The following is a 17,617-nucleotide window of genomic DNA, read 5'->3' on the forward strand; positions in this document are numbered from 1 at the left end:
TCGGCTGGATTACTCACAATACGTTACACCGTCACGTAAAATTGTCTACAGAACAGGCATACAAACGCCATCCGGATACGTTCCACATTTTTTGTGTGGCTGTTGGTCTCCCCCCTCCCTATAATCCGTGGCGGTCCTGAACCCTTATGGTTCATAGGTTTATTTCGCAATAACAAAACTCTTTCCGGCATTTCAGGTGCTGAATGAGGCAAGAGGCTACAATATGTTCGTTACGCTTGCGTATATCGCATTCTTTTTGGTTTGTTCATGGGCAATTTTCAGAATCAACCAAAAAAGTCACTCCCTGTCAAAAAGTGTCTTCATCGCTATATTTTTGGGTGCTGTTATCGGCTTATCCCTGCATCTTATTGCTGCTGACGACAGTAAAACGGTTATCGATTGGTATAATATTATCGGCAACGGCTATGTAAATTTACTGAAGCTGGTCGCGGTTCCGCTGATTTTCATTTCTATACTCTCAGCTATTAACAAACTCGAAAATAGCGCTGGCATTGGGAAAATGTCGTTAACCATCGTCGGGTGCATGCTCTGTCTGGTGATGATTGCCGGGTTTGTTGGGTTGCTGACTGCACATGTATTAGGTCTGGACGCCAGCGCATTTGTTCATATGCAGTCCACGCTGACGGCTGACGATGTGAGCAAAACGGCTGCCATTTCACTGCCTAAACTGGTTACATCTCTAATCCCTACGAATATCTTCCTCGATCTCACTGGAGCCAGAAGCGTTTCCGTCATTGGCATTGTTATCTTCACCCTACTTGCCGGCGTGGCATTATTAAAAGTCAAACAAGATGCTCCGCAAGAAGGTGAAAAGTTAAGCGCAGGCATTAATGCCATCCAGTTCTGGGTGATGAAGATGGTGCGCATCGTTATTGCCCTCACCCCTTATGGCGTGATGGCATTAATGGCAGGCGTATTTTCTGCGTATCGCTTCGAACAATTTGCCAGTCTGTTAGGCTTTATTGGCGCTTGTTACATTGCGATTCTGATGATGTTTATCGTCCACGCGCTAATCCTGGTGCTGAGTGGCAATAATCCCGTTCACTATTTTAAAACTGTCTGGCCAGTATTAACCTTTGCATTTGTTTCCCGCAGTAGTGCGGCATCTATTCCACTGGCTATTTCCGCACAGGAAAAGTTTGGCGTGCAAAACACCATTGCCAATATCGCGGCCTCATTTGGCTCCAGCATGGGTCAAAACGGCTGCGCCGGGATCTATCCGGCCATTATGGTAGCGATGATTGCGCCAACAATTGGAATTGATCCATTATCGGTGCATTTTTTGCTCGCCATGCTGCCTGCAATTGCGCTCGGCTCTATCGGGGTTGCGGGCGTAGGCGGCGGCGGAACATTTGCTGCGCTGATCGTCCTTTCAACGCTGAACTTCCCGGTTGCACTGGTCGGAATTTTCATTGCCATCGAGCCTGTCGTTGATATGGCCAGAACGGCATTAAACGTGAACGGTTCGATGATGTCGGGCGTGTTGGCTAACAGGATCCTGAAAAAGAGTGCTGAAGAACCACAACGCGTGAATGCGAATTAGCCTGTCCTCTAGTAAGAAACAAGCCTTCCTGTTCACGGAAGGCTTTATTTTGCGTCAACTAAACGTCAGTCCGTCGTATTTTCTCCAACGATAGTTTACTGCGGAGATAATCCAGCAGCCGATAAAGACGCCAATAATCGCAAATCCGACATTCCCCATATGGTCACTTAAATCGCTGACGGTATCCCACAAACCACCCTGGAGCGAAAACGCGTCAGAGAGAAGCCCCAACGCCTCCAGTCCACCAATAAATAGCGCGACAATCACCGAAGTCCCGGTAATGGTCATATTGTAATAGAGCTTACGTTGCGGCTTATTGAATGCCCATCCGTAGGCCTCAACCATCAGAATACTGTCGAGACAATCAATTAACGCCATACCGCAGGTAAACAACGCAGGGAACACGAGAATGGACCATAACGACATACCACTGGACGCGCTTGAAGCGGAAATTCCCAACAGAGAAATTTCAGTGGCGGTATCAAAACCCAGACCAAACAGAAAACCGACAAAATACATATGCCAGTCTTTGCCTACCAACCGAAACGCCGAGCGGAAAAGCCAGCTCAGTGGACCTGAAACCGTAATGTCTTCCGTGGTGCCATCGTAAGTTCCGGTGCGCTTTAGATGGCGAAAGGCCTTCCAGACATGGCAGAAAATAATGAGATTAAGAGTAGCCAGAATCAGCAAAAACACGGCAGAAACCGTGGTCCCAATCAGGCCGCCGATATTCTGAAACCATGCCATGTGTTGCTTAAACGCGCTGGTGGTCAACGCAATGCCAATGCTGGCCAGCACCACGATGGTGGAGTGGCCGAGGGAAAACCAGGCTCCCGTCGTCAGGGCGCGTTTTTTCTGCTGCATGAGTTTGCGCGTAGCGCTATCTATCGCGGCGATATGATCGGCATCAACGGCATGGCGCAAACCATAGCACCACGCGATCAGACTCAGCGCCAGTAACGACGTGTTGTTGCTAAACGCGCTGAAAGCCCACAGCCACGCTACGATGTTTGCCCCGATGAGTAAGACCATCAACAAAAGAATGTTCGGGCGTTTTTTTAATAATGAAAACAATGCCTTCATTGTTTCCACCCTGTCAAATTTGCGCTAAACAACACTCCACACCGCCATTCACTGATTGATTAATAAAACGTTTACCCGGCTAATGATAACTCTTAAGAATTACCAGCCCAGTGTCGTAGATCAAAGTTGATTACCACCTGAAGCGAGCTCCGCCATCGCTAACTCCGCGATGCGCTGGGGTACAGAGGCGCAGTCCCCTTCTTGCAAGAACCAGGCAGACGACAACCCACACCAGGCAATAATCCACATCAGCAAACGTTGCCGTTCAATGCGGGCGGTTTCAGACACGATGTTGACCCGTTGGGTGAATCTTTCTGGCTCAATGGCGACAGGTCTGGAGGGGTCGGCAAGATCAGGGTTGGTAAAAATATTGGCATAATCAAAGCCACGTTCGCCCACCAGCCCTTTAGGATCGATAGCCAGCCATCCTTTCGCTCCGAAATCCAGAATATTGCCGTGGTGTAGGTCGCCATGTAATACAACTTCATTCAGGGGAGATGAGAGCAGCACGTCTGCCACCTCTGTGCAACGCGTCAGGATACCGCCATACTTTTTCGCTGCAGGAGCGAGATCGCGAAACCAATGATGCAGCGGTGTTAACTCAGGCGTTGACGCATTCCGGGGAAGATGAAGTCGACTGGATGCATGGCAAATAATGCGACACGCCTGCGCATCGTTACCAGTCCAGGACATGTCCGCTAAAGACCCCGTCCCTGTCGCACGTTCCAACAGGATCGCCCCTGTTGCATGAGCAAGCACTTTCGCTGCGCCATTCCCGTTCCACCAGACCATGAGTTCGCAGCCGCTCCGTTCACTGTCATCGTCGGTGAGTTTAAGTATGGCTTTCTGACCCTCTTTGATAGCCACCACGGGCAAAAGCTGTGATGTGTGCGTCTCAAAGGGTTCGCCATCAGGAGTCAGTCCCCAACGGTTGAGCCAGGTGTTGAACAGACTCTTTTCCAAACAATATCCTCTTTTTTTCGCCGGATGATAACCACCGAAAAATGCCGGTTCAGCATTATTCCTGTTTTCTTTTGGTTGAGCCACACCCCCCACTGTCAACATCATTGGTTTACCTGGTAGAGCACTAACGAGCACACCCTTGCGTATTGGTGTGCCATGCTGACTGTGTTTTTTTCAATGAGGAAGGCCCGATGATCACGATATGCAAAACCTGTGGAACATCCTATGACGTTGCTGACGCCTATCCCGAACATTGCGATATCTGCCAAGATGAACGTCAGTATGTCCCCGCAACCGGGCAGGAATGGGTCGATTTTGCCGCCCTTTGTGCTTCGCACACAAATAAGTGGCGGCAACATGATAGCGCTCTCTTCAGTATCCGCACCGTTCCCGATTTTGCAATTGATCAACGGGCGTTTATTCTGCGTACCCCGGAAGGCAATATTTTATGGGACTGCATTGCCACGCTCGACGATGCAACAAAAATGCTACTAACATCCCTGGGCGGGCTTAAGGCCATCGCGATATCGCATCCACATTACTACACCACCATGCAGGACTGGGCTGAAGAATTTAACGCTCCGATTTACCTTCATGCCAATGACCGCAAGTGGGTAATGCGCAACAGCCCGTGGATTAGATTTTGGGATGGCGATACCCTGGAACTGACACGAGACGTTAGTGTGATACGTCTGGGCGGACACTTTGCTGGCGGCTGCGTATTGCACTGGGCTCGAGATGAAGGCGTGGTGCTTTCCGGCGATATCGTTCAGGTTACTCCTGGCGCGCATGCCGTCTCCTTTATGTGGAGTTATCCCAATATGCTTCCGTTGCCGGCCGCAACGGTCAGCGACATTACCCACCGCCTGAGCACGGTGAGATTTAAACAGCTTTACGGCGCGTTTGAAGGAAAAGACATCACGCAAAATGCCGATGAAATCGTGCAGCGTTCAGGTGAAAAGTATGTTTCCTGTCTCAAATAAGCAGACCGTTTGTCTGTCATTGGCGCTCATCAGGATGATATGGGATAGAAATGATAGACTGCTCCAATGACAGATACATTCACTATCACACTGATAATGAAGTAGGTTTTGAATGGCTGTTTTTGTGTTTTATGGCGAAAGATTTGTTGACCCGCTATCGCGCCAGGCCAACCACCCACAACGCCAAACAACAGCAAGGTGGATTCCGGCACCCGCCGCCAGGCCCTGCGCGCCGCCATTTTGTCCGCGCCGTACATCGCCAACGTCAGTATGTTGGCGATCAAAAACCATATAATCAGGGGATACGAGGTGAAAATGCAGCCTGTCGCCGCGAAAATGAGTAGCAAATAACAACAGCGATTGAAATTCATATTTTTATATCACAGCAATTTTGAGAGTATCAGTAGGCATTATATTGTGTATTCGGTGATTTTATATGAAGAAGCTGTTTGTGCAGTTTTATCTCCTGCTGTTTGTCTGCTTTCTGGTGATGACCCTGTTGGTCGGCCTGGTATATAAATTCACCGCAGAACGCGCGGGCAGGCAGTCGCTCGACGATTTAATGAAAAGCTCGTTGTACCTGATGCGCAGTGAGCTGCGCGAGATCCCACCACGCGACTGGGGGAAAACGCTGAAGGAGATGGATTTAAACCTCTCTTTTGACCTGCGCGTTGAACCGCTGAATAAGTACACGCTGGACGCGCCTACCATGCAGCGTTTGCGCGAAGGCGATATCGTTGCGCTTGACGATCAGTACACGTTTATTCAACGGATCCCCCGCAGCCATTATGTACTGGCCGTCGGCCCGGTCCCCTATCTCTATTTTCTCCATCAAATGCGCTTGCTGGACGTCGCGCTGATGGCGTTCATTGCCATCTCGCTGGCCTTCCCGGTACTGATCTGGATGCGCCCACACTGGCAGGAAATGCTCCGACTGGAAGCCGCTGCACAACGCTTTGGGGAGGGACATCTGAGCGAACGCCTCCATTTTGATAGCGGTTCCAGCTTTGAGCGGCTGGGGGTGGCGTTTAACCAGATGGCGGACAACATCAACGCGCTTATCGCCAGTAAGAAACAGCTTATCGATGGTATTGCCCATGAACTTCGTACCCCACTGGTTCGCTTACGTTATCGGCTGGAAATGAGTGATAACCTCACCCTGCAGGAATCTCAGGCACTGAATCGTGATATCGGCCAACTGGAGTCGTTGATCGAAGAGTTACTGACCTACGCCCGGCTGGACCGTCCGCAAAATGAACTAAAGCTCAGCGTACCGGACCTCCCTGTTTGGCTGACAACCCATCTGGAGGATGTGCAAAGCGTGAATCCCCAGCGTGCAGTACGTTTACGTCATCTCAAGAGTGGCGACTACGGTGCACTGGATATGCGCCTGATGGAGCGTGTACTGGATAATCTACTGAATAACGCCCTGCGTTATTGCCAGTCTACGGTGCAAGCGAGCCTGTTATTGCACGGCAGTCAGGCGATGCTGGTTGTGGAAGACGATGGTCCCGGTATTGCACCCGATGCTCGTGAACAGATTTTTGAACCGTTTGTTCGCCTTGACCCCAGCCGCGACCGGGCGACCGGTGGTTGCGGACTTGGGTTAGCCATCGTCCACTCAATTGCTTTGGCAATGGGCGGTACGGTCGTCTGTGATGAAGGTGAACTCGGCGGCGCCCGTTTTACGTTCAGTTGGCCCGTATGGCATAACATTCCTGAATTTTCAGCTGCCTGACCCACATTGCTCGGTGGTCAGGTGGCAGATGTTATGCTATAAAAAAGTATGTTGTAACTAAAATGGTGAATTTATGGCCCGTTACGATCTCGTCGACCGCCTGAACGGCACCTTCCGCCAGATGGAACAAGAGCTGGCGCTTCTGAACGCAAACCTGTTGCAGCAGACGCTGCTGATTGCGCGCGTCTTTTCGTTACCGGAAGTGGTCAAGGAGGCAGAGCATGCCCCATTGCAAAGCATTGATGTTAAGCAGCATTTAGGCAAAGAGGCTGAAACGCTGGCGCTAGGCCACTATCGTCACCTGTTTATCCAGCAACAATCCGAGAATCGTAGCAGCAAAGCGGCCGTCCGCCTGCCAGGAGTGCTGTGTTATCAGGTAGATAGCGCTGCCCAGCGTGCTCTGGAAGAGCAAATACAGCGTATTAACCAGCTAAAAACGACATTCGAGCGTATTGTCACGGTGGAATCCGGGCTGGCGCCGGCAGCACGTTTCGAATGGGTGCATCGCCACCTGCCGGGACTGATTACGCTGAATGCCTATCGCACACTTACACTTGTCAGAGAGCCTGCTACCCTGCGATTCGGCTGGGCCAATAAGCACATTATTAAAAATCTGAAACGCGATGAAGTTCTGCAGCTACTGGAAAAAAGCCTGACGTCACCGCGTAGCGTACCCCCCTGGACGCGTGAAGAGTGGCAGGCGAAGCTTGAGCGGGAATATCAGGATGTCGCGGCCCTGGGGCAGCATGCTCGTCTGAAAATCAAACGACCGGTAAAAGTGCAGCCCATCGCTCGCGTCTGGTACAAAGGGGAGCAAAAGCAGGTGCAATATGCCTGCCCGACGCCATTGATCGCGCTAATTAACAACGAAAACGGTATGACCGTACCGGATATCGGCGAGCTACTGAATTACGATGCCGACAATGTTCAGCATCGTTTTAAACCTCAGGCACAGCCGTTGAAATTGATAATTCCCCGACTGCACCTGTACGTTGCTGATTAGCTGCCTGGCCGCATGCTGCCAACCATCAGCTCCGGACGTACCCAACTGTCAAACTCCGCTTCGGTCAGATATCCCAGCGCCAGAGCGGAGGCTTTTAGCGTCAGACCCTCTTTGTGCGCCTTTTTGGCAATTTCAGCGGCTTTATCATAACCGATATGGGTGTTGAGCGCCGTCACCAGCATCAGCGACTCGTTGAGCAGTTGATCGATTCGCTCACGATTGGGCTCGATCCCCGTCGCGCAGTGCTGGTTAAAGCTTTCCATACCGTCAGCCAGCAGACGTACCGACTGCAGGAAGTTGTGGATGACCATCGGTCGGTAAACGTTGAGCTCAAAGTTACCTGACGCCCCGCCCATATTGATGGCGACATCGTTGCCCATTACCTGACAGCAAAGCATGGTCAGCGCTTCACACTGGGTGGGATTGACCTTGCCCGGCATGATCGAGCTGCCCGGTTCATTTTCCGGAATCGAAATCTCACCGATACCGCAGCGTGGACCGGATGCCAGCCAGCGTACATCGTTGGCGATTTTCATCAGCGACGCCGCCAGCCCTTTTAGCGCGCCGTGAGCGTGAACCAGGGCATCGCACGTGGCCAGCGCTTCAAATTTATTCGGTGCGGTAACGAACGGCGCACAGGTGATAACCCGCAGTTCATCCGCGACCCGACGAGCATATTCAGGATGTGTGTTCAGTCCGGTCCCTACCGCAGTTCCCCCCAGCGCCAGTTCTGCCACGTGCGGTAAACTGTTTTCAATGTGTCTGAGATTATGTTCGAGCATTGCCACCCAACCGGAAATCTCCTGGCCAAGCGTAAGTGGGGTTGCATCTTGTAGATGTGTACGACCAATTTTGACGATATCGGCGAAAGCGTGGGACTTATCACTGAGCGTTTTGGTCAACACATTTAATTGCGGGATCAGAGCGTTACGTAGCGCAAGCAGTGCGGCAACGTGCATTGCGGTTGGAAAGACATCATTCGAGCTTTGGCTCTTATTAACATCATCATTGGGGTGTACCTTGCGTTCCATCCCTCGTACGCCGCCCAGTAATTCGCTGGCCCGGTTTGCCAGCACCTCGTTCATGTTCATATTGCTTTGTGTACCAGAGCCGGTTTGCCAGATGGCCAGCGGAAACTCATCACGATGTTTATCCGCCAACACCTCATCTGCGGCCTGCATAATAGCCCTGGCTTTATCCTCCGCCAACAGCCCGAGATCCTGGTTAACCTTTGCAGCGGCGCGTTTCGTCAGCGCCAGCGCATGGATCAGCGAGACCGGCATTTTCTCCGTAGAGATACGAAAATGCTCCAGCGAACGTTGGGTTTGCGCCCCCCAAAGCTTATCGGCAGGGACATCAATTGCCCCCATTGAATCATTCTCGCGGCGTACCGTTACCATTACCTGCTCCTTACATTAACAATTGATTAGGTTATGTTTCGACATTGCCCATTTGCATTGGTCTTATGAGTATTAACGAGGATTAATCTGTCGTTTGGTGGTTCGTGCGGTAAAAAAAACCGCCCCGAAGGGCGGCTGACGTTACTTAACGCAGCGTGCGCACTGCGACGTCTGAATTTGCTTGAAGAAATCGTTGCCTTTGTCATCCACCAGGATAAACGCCGGGAAATCTTCCACTTCAATTTTCCAGATAGCTTCCATCCCGAGTTCAGGGTATTCCACACACTCCAGACTCTTGATGCTGCCCTGGGCCAGTACCGCAGCGGGGCCGCCAATACTGCCTAAGTAGAAACCGCCATGCTTATGGCAAGCGTCGGTCACCTGCTGGCTACGGTTGCCTTTCGCCAGCATGATCATACTCCCACCAGCGCCCTGGAGCTGGTCAACATACGAGTCCATACGCCCGGCAGTGGTTGGACCAAGCGAACCAGAGGCATAGCCTTCCGGCGTTTTTGCCGGACCGGCGTAGTAGATCGGATGATCCTTAACATACTGCGGCAAACTTTCGCCGTTATCCAGCCGTTCTTTCAGTTTCGCATGCGCAATATCACGGCCAACAATGATTGTACCGTTAAGCGACAGACGCGTAGATACCGGGTACTGCGACAACTGGGCCAGGATCTCTTTCATCGGGCGATTGAGGTCAACGTGCACCGCTTCCCCCTCTCCCGCCTGGCGCAGCTCTTCTGGTATATATTTGCCAGGATTATGCTCCAGTTTTTCGATCCAGATACCTTCGCGGTTGATCTTAGCTTTGATATTTCTATCGGCTGAGCAAGAAACACCCATACCAACCGGACACGACGCGCCGTGACGCGGCAGACGGATCACGCGGATGTCATGTGCGAAGTACTTCCCGCCAAACTGCGCGCCCAGTCCCAAATTCTGCGCCTCAATCAGCAGCTCTTTTTCCAGATCGACATCGCGGAATGCCTGGCCGTGTTCGTTACCTTCGGTCGGCAGCTCATCGTAATATTTAGCCGAGGCCAGTTTCACCGTTTTCAGCGTGGCCTCCGCTGACGTACCACCAATAACAAACGCAATGTGATACGGCGGGCAAGCCGCAGTTCCCAGCGTTCGCATCTTCTCAACCAGGTAATCTTTTAATTTGCCTGGCGTCAGCAGCGCTTTGGTTTCCTGGTACAGATAGGTTTTGTTCGCCGAACCACCGCCTTTGGCAATACACAGGAATTTGTATTCGTCGCCGTCGACGGTATACAAATCTATCTGTGCAGGCAGGTTGGTACCGGTGTTTACCTCTTTATACATATCCAGCGCGGCGTTTTGCGAATAGCGCAGGTTGTCTTCGATGTAGGTGTTATACACCCCCCGCGCCAGCGCAGCTTCATCGCCGCCACCGGTCCAGACGCGCTGACCTTTTTTACCTACGATAATCGCGGTTCCGGTGTCCTGACAGGTAGGCAAAATACCTTTAGCCGCGATATCGGAATTGCGCAGGAATTGCAGGGCCACATATTTGTCGTTTTCACTGGCTTCGGGGTCACGCAGAATATCGGCCACCTGCTGTTGATGCGCAGGACGCAGCATAAACGACGCATCATGAAAGGCCTGACGAGCCAGCAGGGTTAAGGCTTGCGGTGCTATTTTAACAATCTCCTGCCCTTCAAATTCGGCAACGGAGACATGATCGCTGGTCAGCAGATAGTATTCGGTATCATCCTTTTTGAGGGGGAAAGGATGCTGATAATGAAAGGGTTTGTTTGACATTGTGCTCTCACTTACTGCTCGGTCTGGTTATTCTCTGGGCAGATGTTCCATTGCCCTGCTTCCCTGCCGCAGGTCGGATTGTAGAAGTAAGGGCTTTCTGCAACCGGAATTGCTCAGGGTATTAAAAGCGAGTCACCATATCCTACACAATTTTTTAACAAAAACTGAGACAAGTACGACTTTTTACATGTGCAGGTTACTTCCCTCGGGGTTTCTTGGTTTAATAGCCGCAGAAAATTCCACATTGAAACAGGGCTTGAGAATGCAAAAACTCATCAACTCAGTGCAGAACTACGCCTGGGGAAGTAAAACTGCGTTAACGGAACTTTATGGGATTGCCAACCCCACTCAGCAACCGATGGCTGAGTTGTGGATGGGCGCGCATCCGAAAAGCAGCTCGCAGGTTCTGGGCGCTGACGGCCAGAAGGTCGCTCTGCGCGATGTCATCGAACACGATAAATCCGCACTGTTAGGCGATGCCGTTGCCAAACGCTTTGGTGAACTGCCTTTCCTGTTTAAAGTGCTCTGCGCCGCGCAACCTCTTTCGATTCAGGTTCATCCTAACAAGCGCAATTCTGAAATCGGATTTGCCAAAGAAAACGCGGCGGGGATCCCGATGGATGCCGCCGAGCGCAACTACAAAGATCCTAACCACAAGCCGGAACTGGTTTTTGCTTTAACGCCATTTCTGGCGATGAACGCATTTCGCGAGTTCTCAGACATTGTTGCACTGTTACAACCGGTTAGTGCAGCGCACCCGGCTATTGCGCATTTCCTGCAGGAACCGAGCGCAGAACGTCTGAGCTATCTTTTCGCCAGCTTACTGAATATGCAGGATGAGGAGAAATCCCATGCGCTGGCAATCCTGAAATCAGCGCTGAACAGCCAGCAGGGTGAACCCTGGCAAACCATTCGCCTGGTAGCCGACTTCTACCCGAACGACAGCGGGCTCTTCTCCCCGTTGCTGCTCAATGTGGTGAAGCTCAATCCAGGCGAGGCGATGTTCCTGTTTGCCGAAACCCCACATGCCTACCTGCAAGGTGTGGCGCTTGAGGTAATGGCTAACTCGGACAACGTGCTTCGCGCCGGACTGACACCAAAATACATTGATATCCCGGAGCTGGTCGCCAACGTTAAGTTTGTCGCCAAACCTGCAAACCAGCTGCTGACCACACCGGTTAAGACCGATGGCGAACTGGACTTCCCTATTCCGGTCGACGATTTCGCCTTCTCCCTGCATGAACTGACCGCCGATGGCACAGAAATCAGTCAGCAAAGTGCGGCTATTTTGTTCTGCATCGAGGGGGAAGCCGTGCTGAGTAAAGGCGAGCAGCGTCTGGTCCTGCTGCCGGGTGAATCGGCCTTTATTAGCGCGAATGAATCGCCGATAAACGTCAGCGGCAAGGGTCGTTTAGCTCGGGTTTATAACAAGCTGTAGCAAGATACTGATATTTTTAACAACTCTTGCTAAGCTGTAGTGAGTTAAAGACATGTCACTCCTCCAGGCGTCTTCAAACGCCTGGTTTTATTTTATGGATATCAAAATGAAAAAATCGCTGGTAGCTGCGGGTGTGGTGGTTGCACTGGGTATCGTCTGGACGGGCGGAGCCTGGTACACAGGAAAGAAACTCGAAACGCATCTCGCCGAGATGGTGACGCAGGCAAACGAACAGTTAAAACGCTACTCCCCTGAGGCGGGCATTGAACTGAGTTATCAAAACTACCAGCGCGGCGTGTTCAATAGCCAACTGCAGTTGGTGGTAAAACCTATCGCCGGACAGGCTGATTCCTGGCTGAAACCGGGACAAAGCATCGTCCTGAATGAAACCGTGGATCACGGTCCTTTCCCGCTGGCTCAGTTGAAATCACTGAATCTGGTTCCGGCAATGGCCTCCGTGAAAACGACGCTGGTCAATAACGACGTTACCAAACCGTTGTTTGATATTGCCAAAGGTGAGACGCCATTCATCATTAACTCCCGTATTAGCTACAGTGGCGATACCCGTTCCGCTCTCTCTCTCAAGCCACTGAACTATGAGAAAGGCGATGAAAAAGTGGCCTTTAGCGGCGGCGAGTTCCAGTTTACGGCTGACAAAGACGGCAATGCTGTGTCGCTGACTGGCGAAGCGCAAAGTGGCCTGGTTAATGCGGTCAATGAGTACGATCAGAAAGTACAGGTTACTTTTAATAACCTGAAAACTGAAGGTTCCAGCAGTATCGCCAGCTTTGGTGAGCGCATCGGCGACCAGAAATTGTCACTCGAAAAACTGTCGATTTCAGTCGAGGGTAAAGAGCTGGCGGTACTGGAAGGTATGGGTATCGATGGCAAATCCGATCTGATCAACGATGGCAAAACCGTAAACAGCCAGCTGGATTACACCCTGAACAGTCTTAAACTTCAGGGCCAGGATATGGGAAGCGGTAAACTGACGCTGAAAGTGGGCCAGATAGACGGTGAAGCGCTGCACCAGTTCAGCCAGCAGTATAGCGCCCAAACCAAAGCGCTGATGTCACAGATTGACGTGGTGCAAAATCCTGAGCTTTATCAGCAGAAAGTCACCGAAGCCTTCTTCAATGCACTGCCAATTCTGATGAAAGGCGAGCCGGTCATTACTATTGCCCCGCTGAGCTGGAAGAACGCAAAAGGTGAAACCGCATTTAATCTGTCCCTGCTGCTAAAAGATCCGACTGCAAACTCCGTGGAGCCGCAAACGCTGGCGCAGGAAGTGGATCGCTCCGTCAAATCACTGGACGCTAAACTGACAATTCCTGTCGATATGGCGACTGAGTTCATGACGCAGATTGCCAAACTGGAAGGATATCAGCAGGAAGAAGCAGCAGGTCTGGCGAAGCAACAGGTTAATGGCCTGGCGGCGATGGGTCAGATGTTCCGTATTACGACGCTGCAGGACAACGTTATCGGCTCCAGCCTGCAATATGCAAACGGCCAGGTAACGCTGAACGGACAAAAAATGCCGCTGGATGAGTTTGTTGGCATGTTCGGTATGCCTTCTCTTACACAGCCGGACGTTCCTGCCATCCCGCAACAGTAATCACTGTTTTATGACTGGCCCGATAGCATTGCTTATCGGGCTTTTTTTTATTTCGCTGCCACCAGCCGAGCGGAAAGTGTCAGATTGCGTGAATGGCCTTCATCGTGGCCAATGCGTTGGAGCATGCGTTCAGCAAGGGTATATCCCATTTCACGAGCGGGCGTACAGGCCCAAATAATAGGGATATCGTCCAGCGCGTTTTCTGCCACATCGGCGAATCCGGCCAACGATATTTGCTGTTCGAAATAACGATCTACGCCAATTTCACCACTCTGACGTCCAGCTCTCATCAGGCCGAACCAGGCGCCTATGGCGATTATTTCGTTGTAGCACACTACCGCGCTGATTGTCGGATTGCGACGCAACAGCGCTGTCACCTCTTCAGCGGCCTGCTTCTGGCTGGATGAACACTCCAGCACCCAGTCGCTATGAAACGGTAAACCATATTTTAGCAACGTGGCGCAATAGCCGCCGACGCGCTCTGCGCGGGTCAATGAAGAACTCTGCCCCCCCAGCCAGGCAATACGCTGGTGCCCGTGGCGGATAAGATGTTCAACTAATAACTGGGCAGCCTGCATGTTATCGGGTCTGACGGTGTCAACCTCATCCATGTAGCTGGCGCGTGATGCAAATACTACCGGGATCCCTTTGTCAGCGGCCAGTTGTTGCAGCGCGTCACTGCTGCCGGCAGCTCCGGCAATGACCACGCCATCCACCCCTTGATTGAGCAACATCGCGAAACGCTGCGCCAGCTGTTCGCCATCTTTACCACCATGCAGTAAAAAGACCATGCGCCCCTGCGCTTCTAACGCTTCCGTCAGCCCCGCCGTCAGCTCTGCGTAAAACGGCGTAGACAGATCGCGCACAATCAGACCAATTACCCCGCTTTGCCCGCCACGCAGCGCTGATGCCTGGCGGTTACGCACAAACCCCAGTTGCTCAATAGCAGCATTAACTCGTTCGCCGGTGGCTGATGAAATTCGCCCTTTTCCACTGAGCACTAATGAGACGGTACTGACCGAAACCCCTGCAGCCAGCGCAACATCATGGATGGTTATTTTTTTGGCTATAGCCATAAAAACAGAAAACTCCCTGATAACGTGACGGATAAAACGTTTTATCAATCACTTATATTTATACGCCCTATTATCGTTCGATAATGTGATTTATACCGCACTAAAATTAGGTAAAACGTTTTATCTTCTCGCCATCATTAGTCAGCCAGCTTTTACAAGGAGTCGTTTGATGACGACGAGAACCACACCAAAAATAACGTTATGGGAATTTTTCCAGCAGTTGGGCAAAACCTTTATGTTGCCCGTAGCACTGCTCTCATTTTGCGGGATCATGTTGGGGATCGGCAGCTCGTTAAGCAGCCATGATGTCCTGACGCTGATCCCGGCGTTGGGAAACCCTGTGCTTCAGGCCATCTTCACCTGGATGAGCAAAGTTGGCTCGTTTGCGTTTAGCTTCCTGCCGGTCATGTTCTGTATTGCCATTCCTCTGGGCCTGGCCCGCGAGAACAAAGGTGTTGCTGCGTTTGCCGGTTTTGTCGGTTATGCGGTCATGAACCTTGCCGTCAACTTCTGGTTAACTGCCAAAGGTATCTTACCCACCACAGATGCGGCGATCCTCAAAGCCAACAACGTGCAAAACATTTTGGGGATCCAGTCGATCGACACGGGGATCCTCGGCGCGGTTATTGCCGGGATCATCGTTTGGATGCTGCATGAACGCTTCCACAACATTCGTCTGCCGGACGCGCTGGCCTTCTTCGGCGGTACCCGTTTTGTGCCTATTATCTCTTCAGTGGTGATGGGTCTGGTCGGCCTGGTCATTCCCCTGATTTGGCCGGTTTTCGCCATGGGCATTACCGGACTCGGCCACATCATCAATAGCGCGGGAGAATTTGGTCCTATGCTGTTTGGTACCGGCGAACGCCTGCTGCTGCCTTTCGGCCTGCATCATATTCTGGTGGCATTGATTCGCTTCACCGAAGCTGGCGGCACGCAGGAAGTCTGTGGTCACAGCGTAAGCGGCGCACTGACTATTTTTCAGGCTCAACTGAGCTGCCCAACAACCCAGGGGTTCTCTGAAAGCGCCACTCGCTTCCTGTCCCAGGGTAAAATGCCGGCGTTCCTCGGTGGTTTACCGGGCGCGGCATTAGCCATGTACCACTGCGCACGTCCTGAGAATCGTCATAAGATTAAAGGGTTATTAATCTCTGGTTTGATCGCCTGTGTCATTGGCGGTACCACTGAACCCCTCGAGTTCTTATTCCTGTTCGTCGCCCCGGTACTGTATGTGATCCACGCCCTGCTTACCGGTCTTGGCTTCACCGTGATGGCGGTGCTTGGCGTCACAATCGGTAACACGGACGGTAACCTGATTGACTTCGTGGTGTTCGGTATCCTGCACGGACTGTCCACCAAGTGGTACCTGGTTCCTGTTGTGGCGGCTATTTGGTTCGCGGTGTATTACGTTATCTTCCGCTTCGCTATCACGCGCTTTAATCTCAAAACACCGGGTCGTGAAGTCGAAATTGCCAGCAATATCGAAAAAGTCATGGCTGGAGCGCCGGGTAAATCGGGTTACAACGTCCCCGCCATTCTGGCGGCGCTCGGCGGCGCGGAAAACATAGTCAGCCTGGATAACTGCATCACCCGTCTGCGCTTGTCAGTAAAAGATATGTCGCTTGTTAACGTACAGGCTCTGAAGGACAATCGAGCCATTGGCGTAGTACAACTCAATCAGCATAACCTCCAGGTGGTTATCGGCCCACAGGTCCAGTCGGTAAAAGACGAGATCGCGGTTCTGATGAATACCGTACAGGCGTAAGGACAACATTATGTTTGATTTTTCAAAGGTTGTGGACAGACACGGTACCTGGTGTACCCAGTGGGATTACGTTGCCGACCGTTTTGGTTCAGCAGACCTGCTGCCGTTCACCATTTCCGATATGGATTTTGCCACCGCACCTTGCATTCTGGAGGCGCTGACTCAGCGCCTGTCACATGGCGTGTTGGGTTACAGCCGCTGGAAAAATGATGAATTTCTGGCGGCGATTAGCCACTGGTTTCTCTCGCGTCATAATACCCAAATTGATCCTCAATCGCTGGTTTATGGCCCCTCGGTCATCTATATGGTGTCGGAGCTGATCCGCCAGTGGTCCTCAGCAGGCGATGCGGTGGTCATTCATACGCCAGCTTACGACGCGTTTTACAAAGCGATTGAAGGTAATCAGCGCCAGGTGCGCGCTGTCGGACTGGAAAAACGCGCTGACGGTTGGTTTTGCGACATGGCTGCGTTGGAGCAAGCCCTGTCCCTACCTGAAAGCAAAATTCTCCTGCTTTGCAGCCCGCACAATCCAACCGGTAAGGTATGGACGCGCGACGAACTGGAAACCATGGCGGAACTGTGTCAGCGCCACGGTGTAAAAGTCATCTCTGATGAGATCCATATGGATATGGTATGGGCAGACCAGCCGCACATCCCGTGGAGCAACGTCGCGCGCGACAGCTGGGCGCTGTTCACCTCCGGTTCAAAGAGTTTCAATATTCCGGCATTAACCGGGGCTTACGGAATCATTGAGGATGCGCAAAGCCGTAACGATTATCTCAGCGCGTTAAAAGGCCGCGATGGCCTTTCCTCGCCTGCGGTGTTGGCGCTTACTGCACATATTGCAGCCTACCAGCAAGGCGCTAGCTGGCTTGATGCGCTACGCGATTACCTTGCCAGTAATCTGCACTTTGTTGCCCGTGAGCTAAATAGTGCATTCCCTGAGCTAAACTGGCAGGTTCCGCAATCCACCTATCTGGCATGGATTGACCTGCGCCCGCTCAATATTGATGACCACGCGCTGCAGGATGCGCTCATCCACCAGCAGAAAGTCGCCATCATGCCGGGATATACTTACGGAGAAGAAGGCCGCGGTTTTGTACGCCTCAATGCCGGATGCCCGCGCTCCAAGCTTGAAAAAGGCGTTCAGGGTTTGATTAACGCCATCCGCACAATACGTTAAATAGCAAAGTAAAAGATCGCC

Annotated in this window: 14 protein-coding genes; 8 read left to right on the top strand and 6 right to left on the bottom strand. The window is 51.8% G+C overall.

The genetic code is table 11. The features are described from left to right. Positions 1 to 223: 223 nt before the first annotated feature. On the top strand, positions 224 to 1,564 hold the full coding sequence (locus LA337_12085; protein UBI13951.1) for an L-cystine transporter: 1,341 nt from the start codon (positions 224 to 226) through the stop codon (positions 1,562 to 1,564). A 54-nt stretch (positions 1,565 to 1,618) separates the two neighbouring features. Here LA337_12085 and LA337_12090 read toward each other — a convergent pair whose 3' ends face one another. Continuing rightward, on the bottom strand, positions 1,619 to 2,647 hold the full coding sequence (locus LA337_12090) for a HoxN/HupN/NixA family nickel/cobalt transporter (protein ID UBI13952.1): 1,029 nt from the start codon (positions 2,645 to 2,647) through the stop codon (positions 1,619 to 1,621). 120 nt (positions 2,648 to 2,767) lie between these two features. Then, positions 2,768 to 3,610, bottom strand: coding sequence for an APH(6) family putative aminoglycoside O-phosphotransferase (locus LA337_12095; GenBank protein UBI13953.1), 843 nt, complete (start codon positions 3,608 to 3,610; stop codon positions 2,768 to 2,770). A gap of 191 nt (positions 3,611 to 3,801) precedes the next feature. Here LA337_12095 and LA337_12100 point away from each other — a divergent pair, with 191 nt between their 5' ends. After that, positions 3,802 to 4,593 (top strand): MBL fold metallo-hydrolase, encoded by a 792-nt coding sequence (locus LA337_12100; protein UBI13954.1) that lies wholly within the window; start codon positions 3,802 to 3,804, stop codon positions 4,591 to 4,593. 29 nt (positions 4,594 to 4,622) lie between these two features. On the opposite strand, the gene LA337_12105 is transcribed toward LA337_12100, so the two are convergent. After that, positions 4,623 to 4,964 (bottom strand): DUF1294 domain-containing protein, encoded by a 342-nt coding sequence (locus LA337_12105; protein ID UBI13955.1) that lies wholly within the window; start codon positions 4,962 to 4,964, stop codon positions 4,623 to 4,625. A gap of 65 nt (positions 4,965 to 5,029) precedes the next feature. Between LA337_12105 and rstB the strand changes: the two genes are divergently transcribed. Beyond that, a complete protein-coding gene (gene rstB, locus LA337_12110; GenBank protein ID UBI13956.1) occupies positions 5,030 to 6,331 on the top strand; it encodes a two-component system sensor histidine kinase RstB in 1,302 nt (433 codons plus the stop codon). Between the two features lie 73 nt (positions 6,332 to 6,404). Next, positions 6,405 to 7,334 (top strand): DNA replication terminus site-binding protein, encoded by a 930-nt coding sequence (gene tus / locus LA337_12115; GenBank protein ID UBI13957.1) that lies wholly within the window; start codon positions 6,405 to 6,407, stop codon positions 7,332 to 7,334. On the opposite strand, the gene fumC is transcribed toward tus, so the two are convergent. Next, positions 7,331 to 8,734 carry a class II fumarate hydratase gene (gene fumC / locus LA337_12120; GenBank protein UBI13958.1) on the bottom strand — a complete coding sequence of 468 codons (1,404 nt, stop codon included), beginning with the start codon at positions 8,732 to 8,734 and terminating at the stop codon, positions 7,331 to 7,333. The two genes, tus and fumC, sit on opposite strands and share 4 nt — an antisense overlap. 141 nt (positions 8,735 to 8,875) lie before the next feature. Further along, complete coding sequence (gene fumB, locus LA337_12125; GenBank protein UBI13959.1) at positions 8,876 to 10,522, bottom strand: class I fumarate hydratase; 1,647 nt, start codon at positions 10,520 to 10,522, stop codon at positions 8,876 to 8,878. Positions 10,523 to 10,784: 262 nt separating this feature from the next. Between fumB and manA the strand changes: the two genes are divergently transcribed. After that, complete coding sequence (manA, locus tag LA337_12130; GenBank protein ID UBI13960.1) at positions 10,785 to 11,960, top strand: mannose-6-phosphate isomerase; 1,176 nt, start codon at positions 10,785 to 10,787, stop codon at positions 11,958 to 11,960. A gap of 106 nt (positions 11,961 to 12,066) precedes the next feature. Further along, positions 12,067 to 13,575, top strand: coding sequence for a YdgA family protein (locus tag LA337_12135; GenBank protein UBI13961.1), 1,509 nt, complete (start codon positions 12,067 to 12,069; stop codon positions 13,573 to 13,575). A gap of 47 nt (positions 13,576 to 13,622) precedes the next feature. Here LA337_12135 and LA337_12140 read toward each other — a convergent pair whose 3' ends face one another. Further along, positions 13,623 to 14,651, bottom strand: a complete 1,029-nt coding sequence (locus LA337_12140; protein UBI13962.1) for a Mal regulon transcriptional regulator MalI — start codon at positions 14,649 to 14,651, stop codon at positions 13,623 to 13,625. Between the two features lie 169 nt (positions 14,652 to 14,820). On the opposite strand from LA337_12140, the gene malX reads away from it, so the two are divergent. Together malX and LA337_12150 are read left to right on the top strand one after the other, a co-directional pair. Further along, entirely contained in the window at positions 14,821 to 16,413 is a 1,593-nt protein-coding gene (gene malX / locus LA337_12145; protein UBI13963.1) for a maltose/glucose-specific PTS transporter subunit IIBC, read from the top strand. 10 nt (positions 16,414 to 16,423) lie between these two features. Further along, positions 16,424 to 17,596 (top strand): pyridoxal phosphate-dependent aminotransferase, encoded by a 1,173-nt coding sequence (locus tag LA337_12150; protein UBI13964.1) that lies wholly within the window; start codon positions 16,424 to 16,426, stop codon positions 17,594 to 17,596. Positions 17,597 to 17,617: the final 21 nt, after the last annotated feature.

The organism is Citrobacter europaeus (genome assembly GCA_020099315.1).
In the GTDB taxonomy this organism is placed as follows: Bacteria; Pseudomonadota; Gammaproteobacteria; order Enterobacterales; family Enterobacteriaceae; genus Citrobacter; species Citrobacter europaeus.

What these genes read in the sequence shown, in the direction of transcription:
- LA337_12090 (UBI13952.1), bottom strand. Translation starts at nt 2,647, where the DNA reads ATGAAGGCATTGTTTTCATTATTAAAAAAACGCCCGAACATTCTTTTG.
- rstB (UBI13956.1), top strand. Translation starts at nt 5,030, where the DNA reads ATGAAGAAGCTGTTTGTGCAGTTTTATCTCCTGCTGTTTGTCTGCTTT.
- tus (UBI13957.1), top strand. Translation starts at nt 6,405, where the DNA reads ATGGCCCGTTACGATCTCGTCGACCGCCTGAACGGCACCTTCCGCCAG.
- LA337_12135 (UBI13961.1), top strand. Translation starts at nt 12,067, where the DNA reads ATGAAAAAATCGCTGGTAGCTGCGGGTGTGGTGGTTGCACTGGGTATC.
- LA337_12105 (UBI13955.1), bottom strand. Translation starts at nt 4,964, where the DNA reads ATGAATTTCAATCGCTGTTGTTATTTGCTACTCATTTTCGCGGCGACA.
- fumC (UBI13958.1), bottom strand. Translation starts at nt 8,734, where the DNA reads ATGGTAACGGTACGCCGCGAGAATGATTCAATGGGGGCAATTGATGTC.
- malX (UBI13963.1), top strand. Translation starts at nt 14,821, where the DNA reads ATGACGACGAGAACCACACCAAAAATAACGTTATGGGAATTTTTCCAG.
- LA337_12150 (UBI13964.1), top strand. Translation starts at nt 16,424, where the DNA reads ATGTTTGATTTTTCAAAGGTTGTGGACAGACACGGTACCTGGTGTACC.
- LA337_12140 (UBI13962.1), bottom strand. Translation starts at nt 14,651, where the DNA reads ATGGCTATAGCCAAAAAAATAACCATCCATGATGTTGCGCTGGCTGCA.
- fumB (UBI13959.1), bottom strand. Translation starts at nt 10,522, where the DNA reads ATGTCAAACAAACCCTTTCATTATCAGCATCCTTTCCCCCTCAAAAAG.
- manA (UBI13960.1), top strand. Translation starts at nt 10,785, where the DNA reads ATGCAAAAACTCATCAACTCAGTGCAGAACTACGCCTGGGGAAGTAAA.
- LA337_12100 (UBI13954.1), top strand. Translation starts at nt 3,802, where the DNA reads ATGATCACGATATGCAAAACCTGTGGAACATCCTATGACGTTGCTGAC.
- LA337_12085 (UBI13951.1), top strand. Translation starts at nt 224, where the DNA reads ATGTTCGTTACGCTTGCGTATATCGCATTCTTTTTGGTTTGTTCATGG.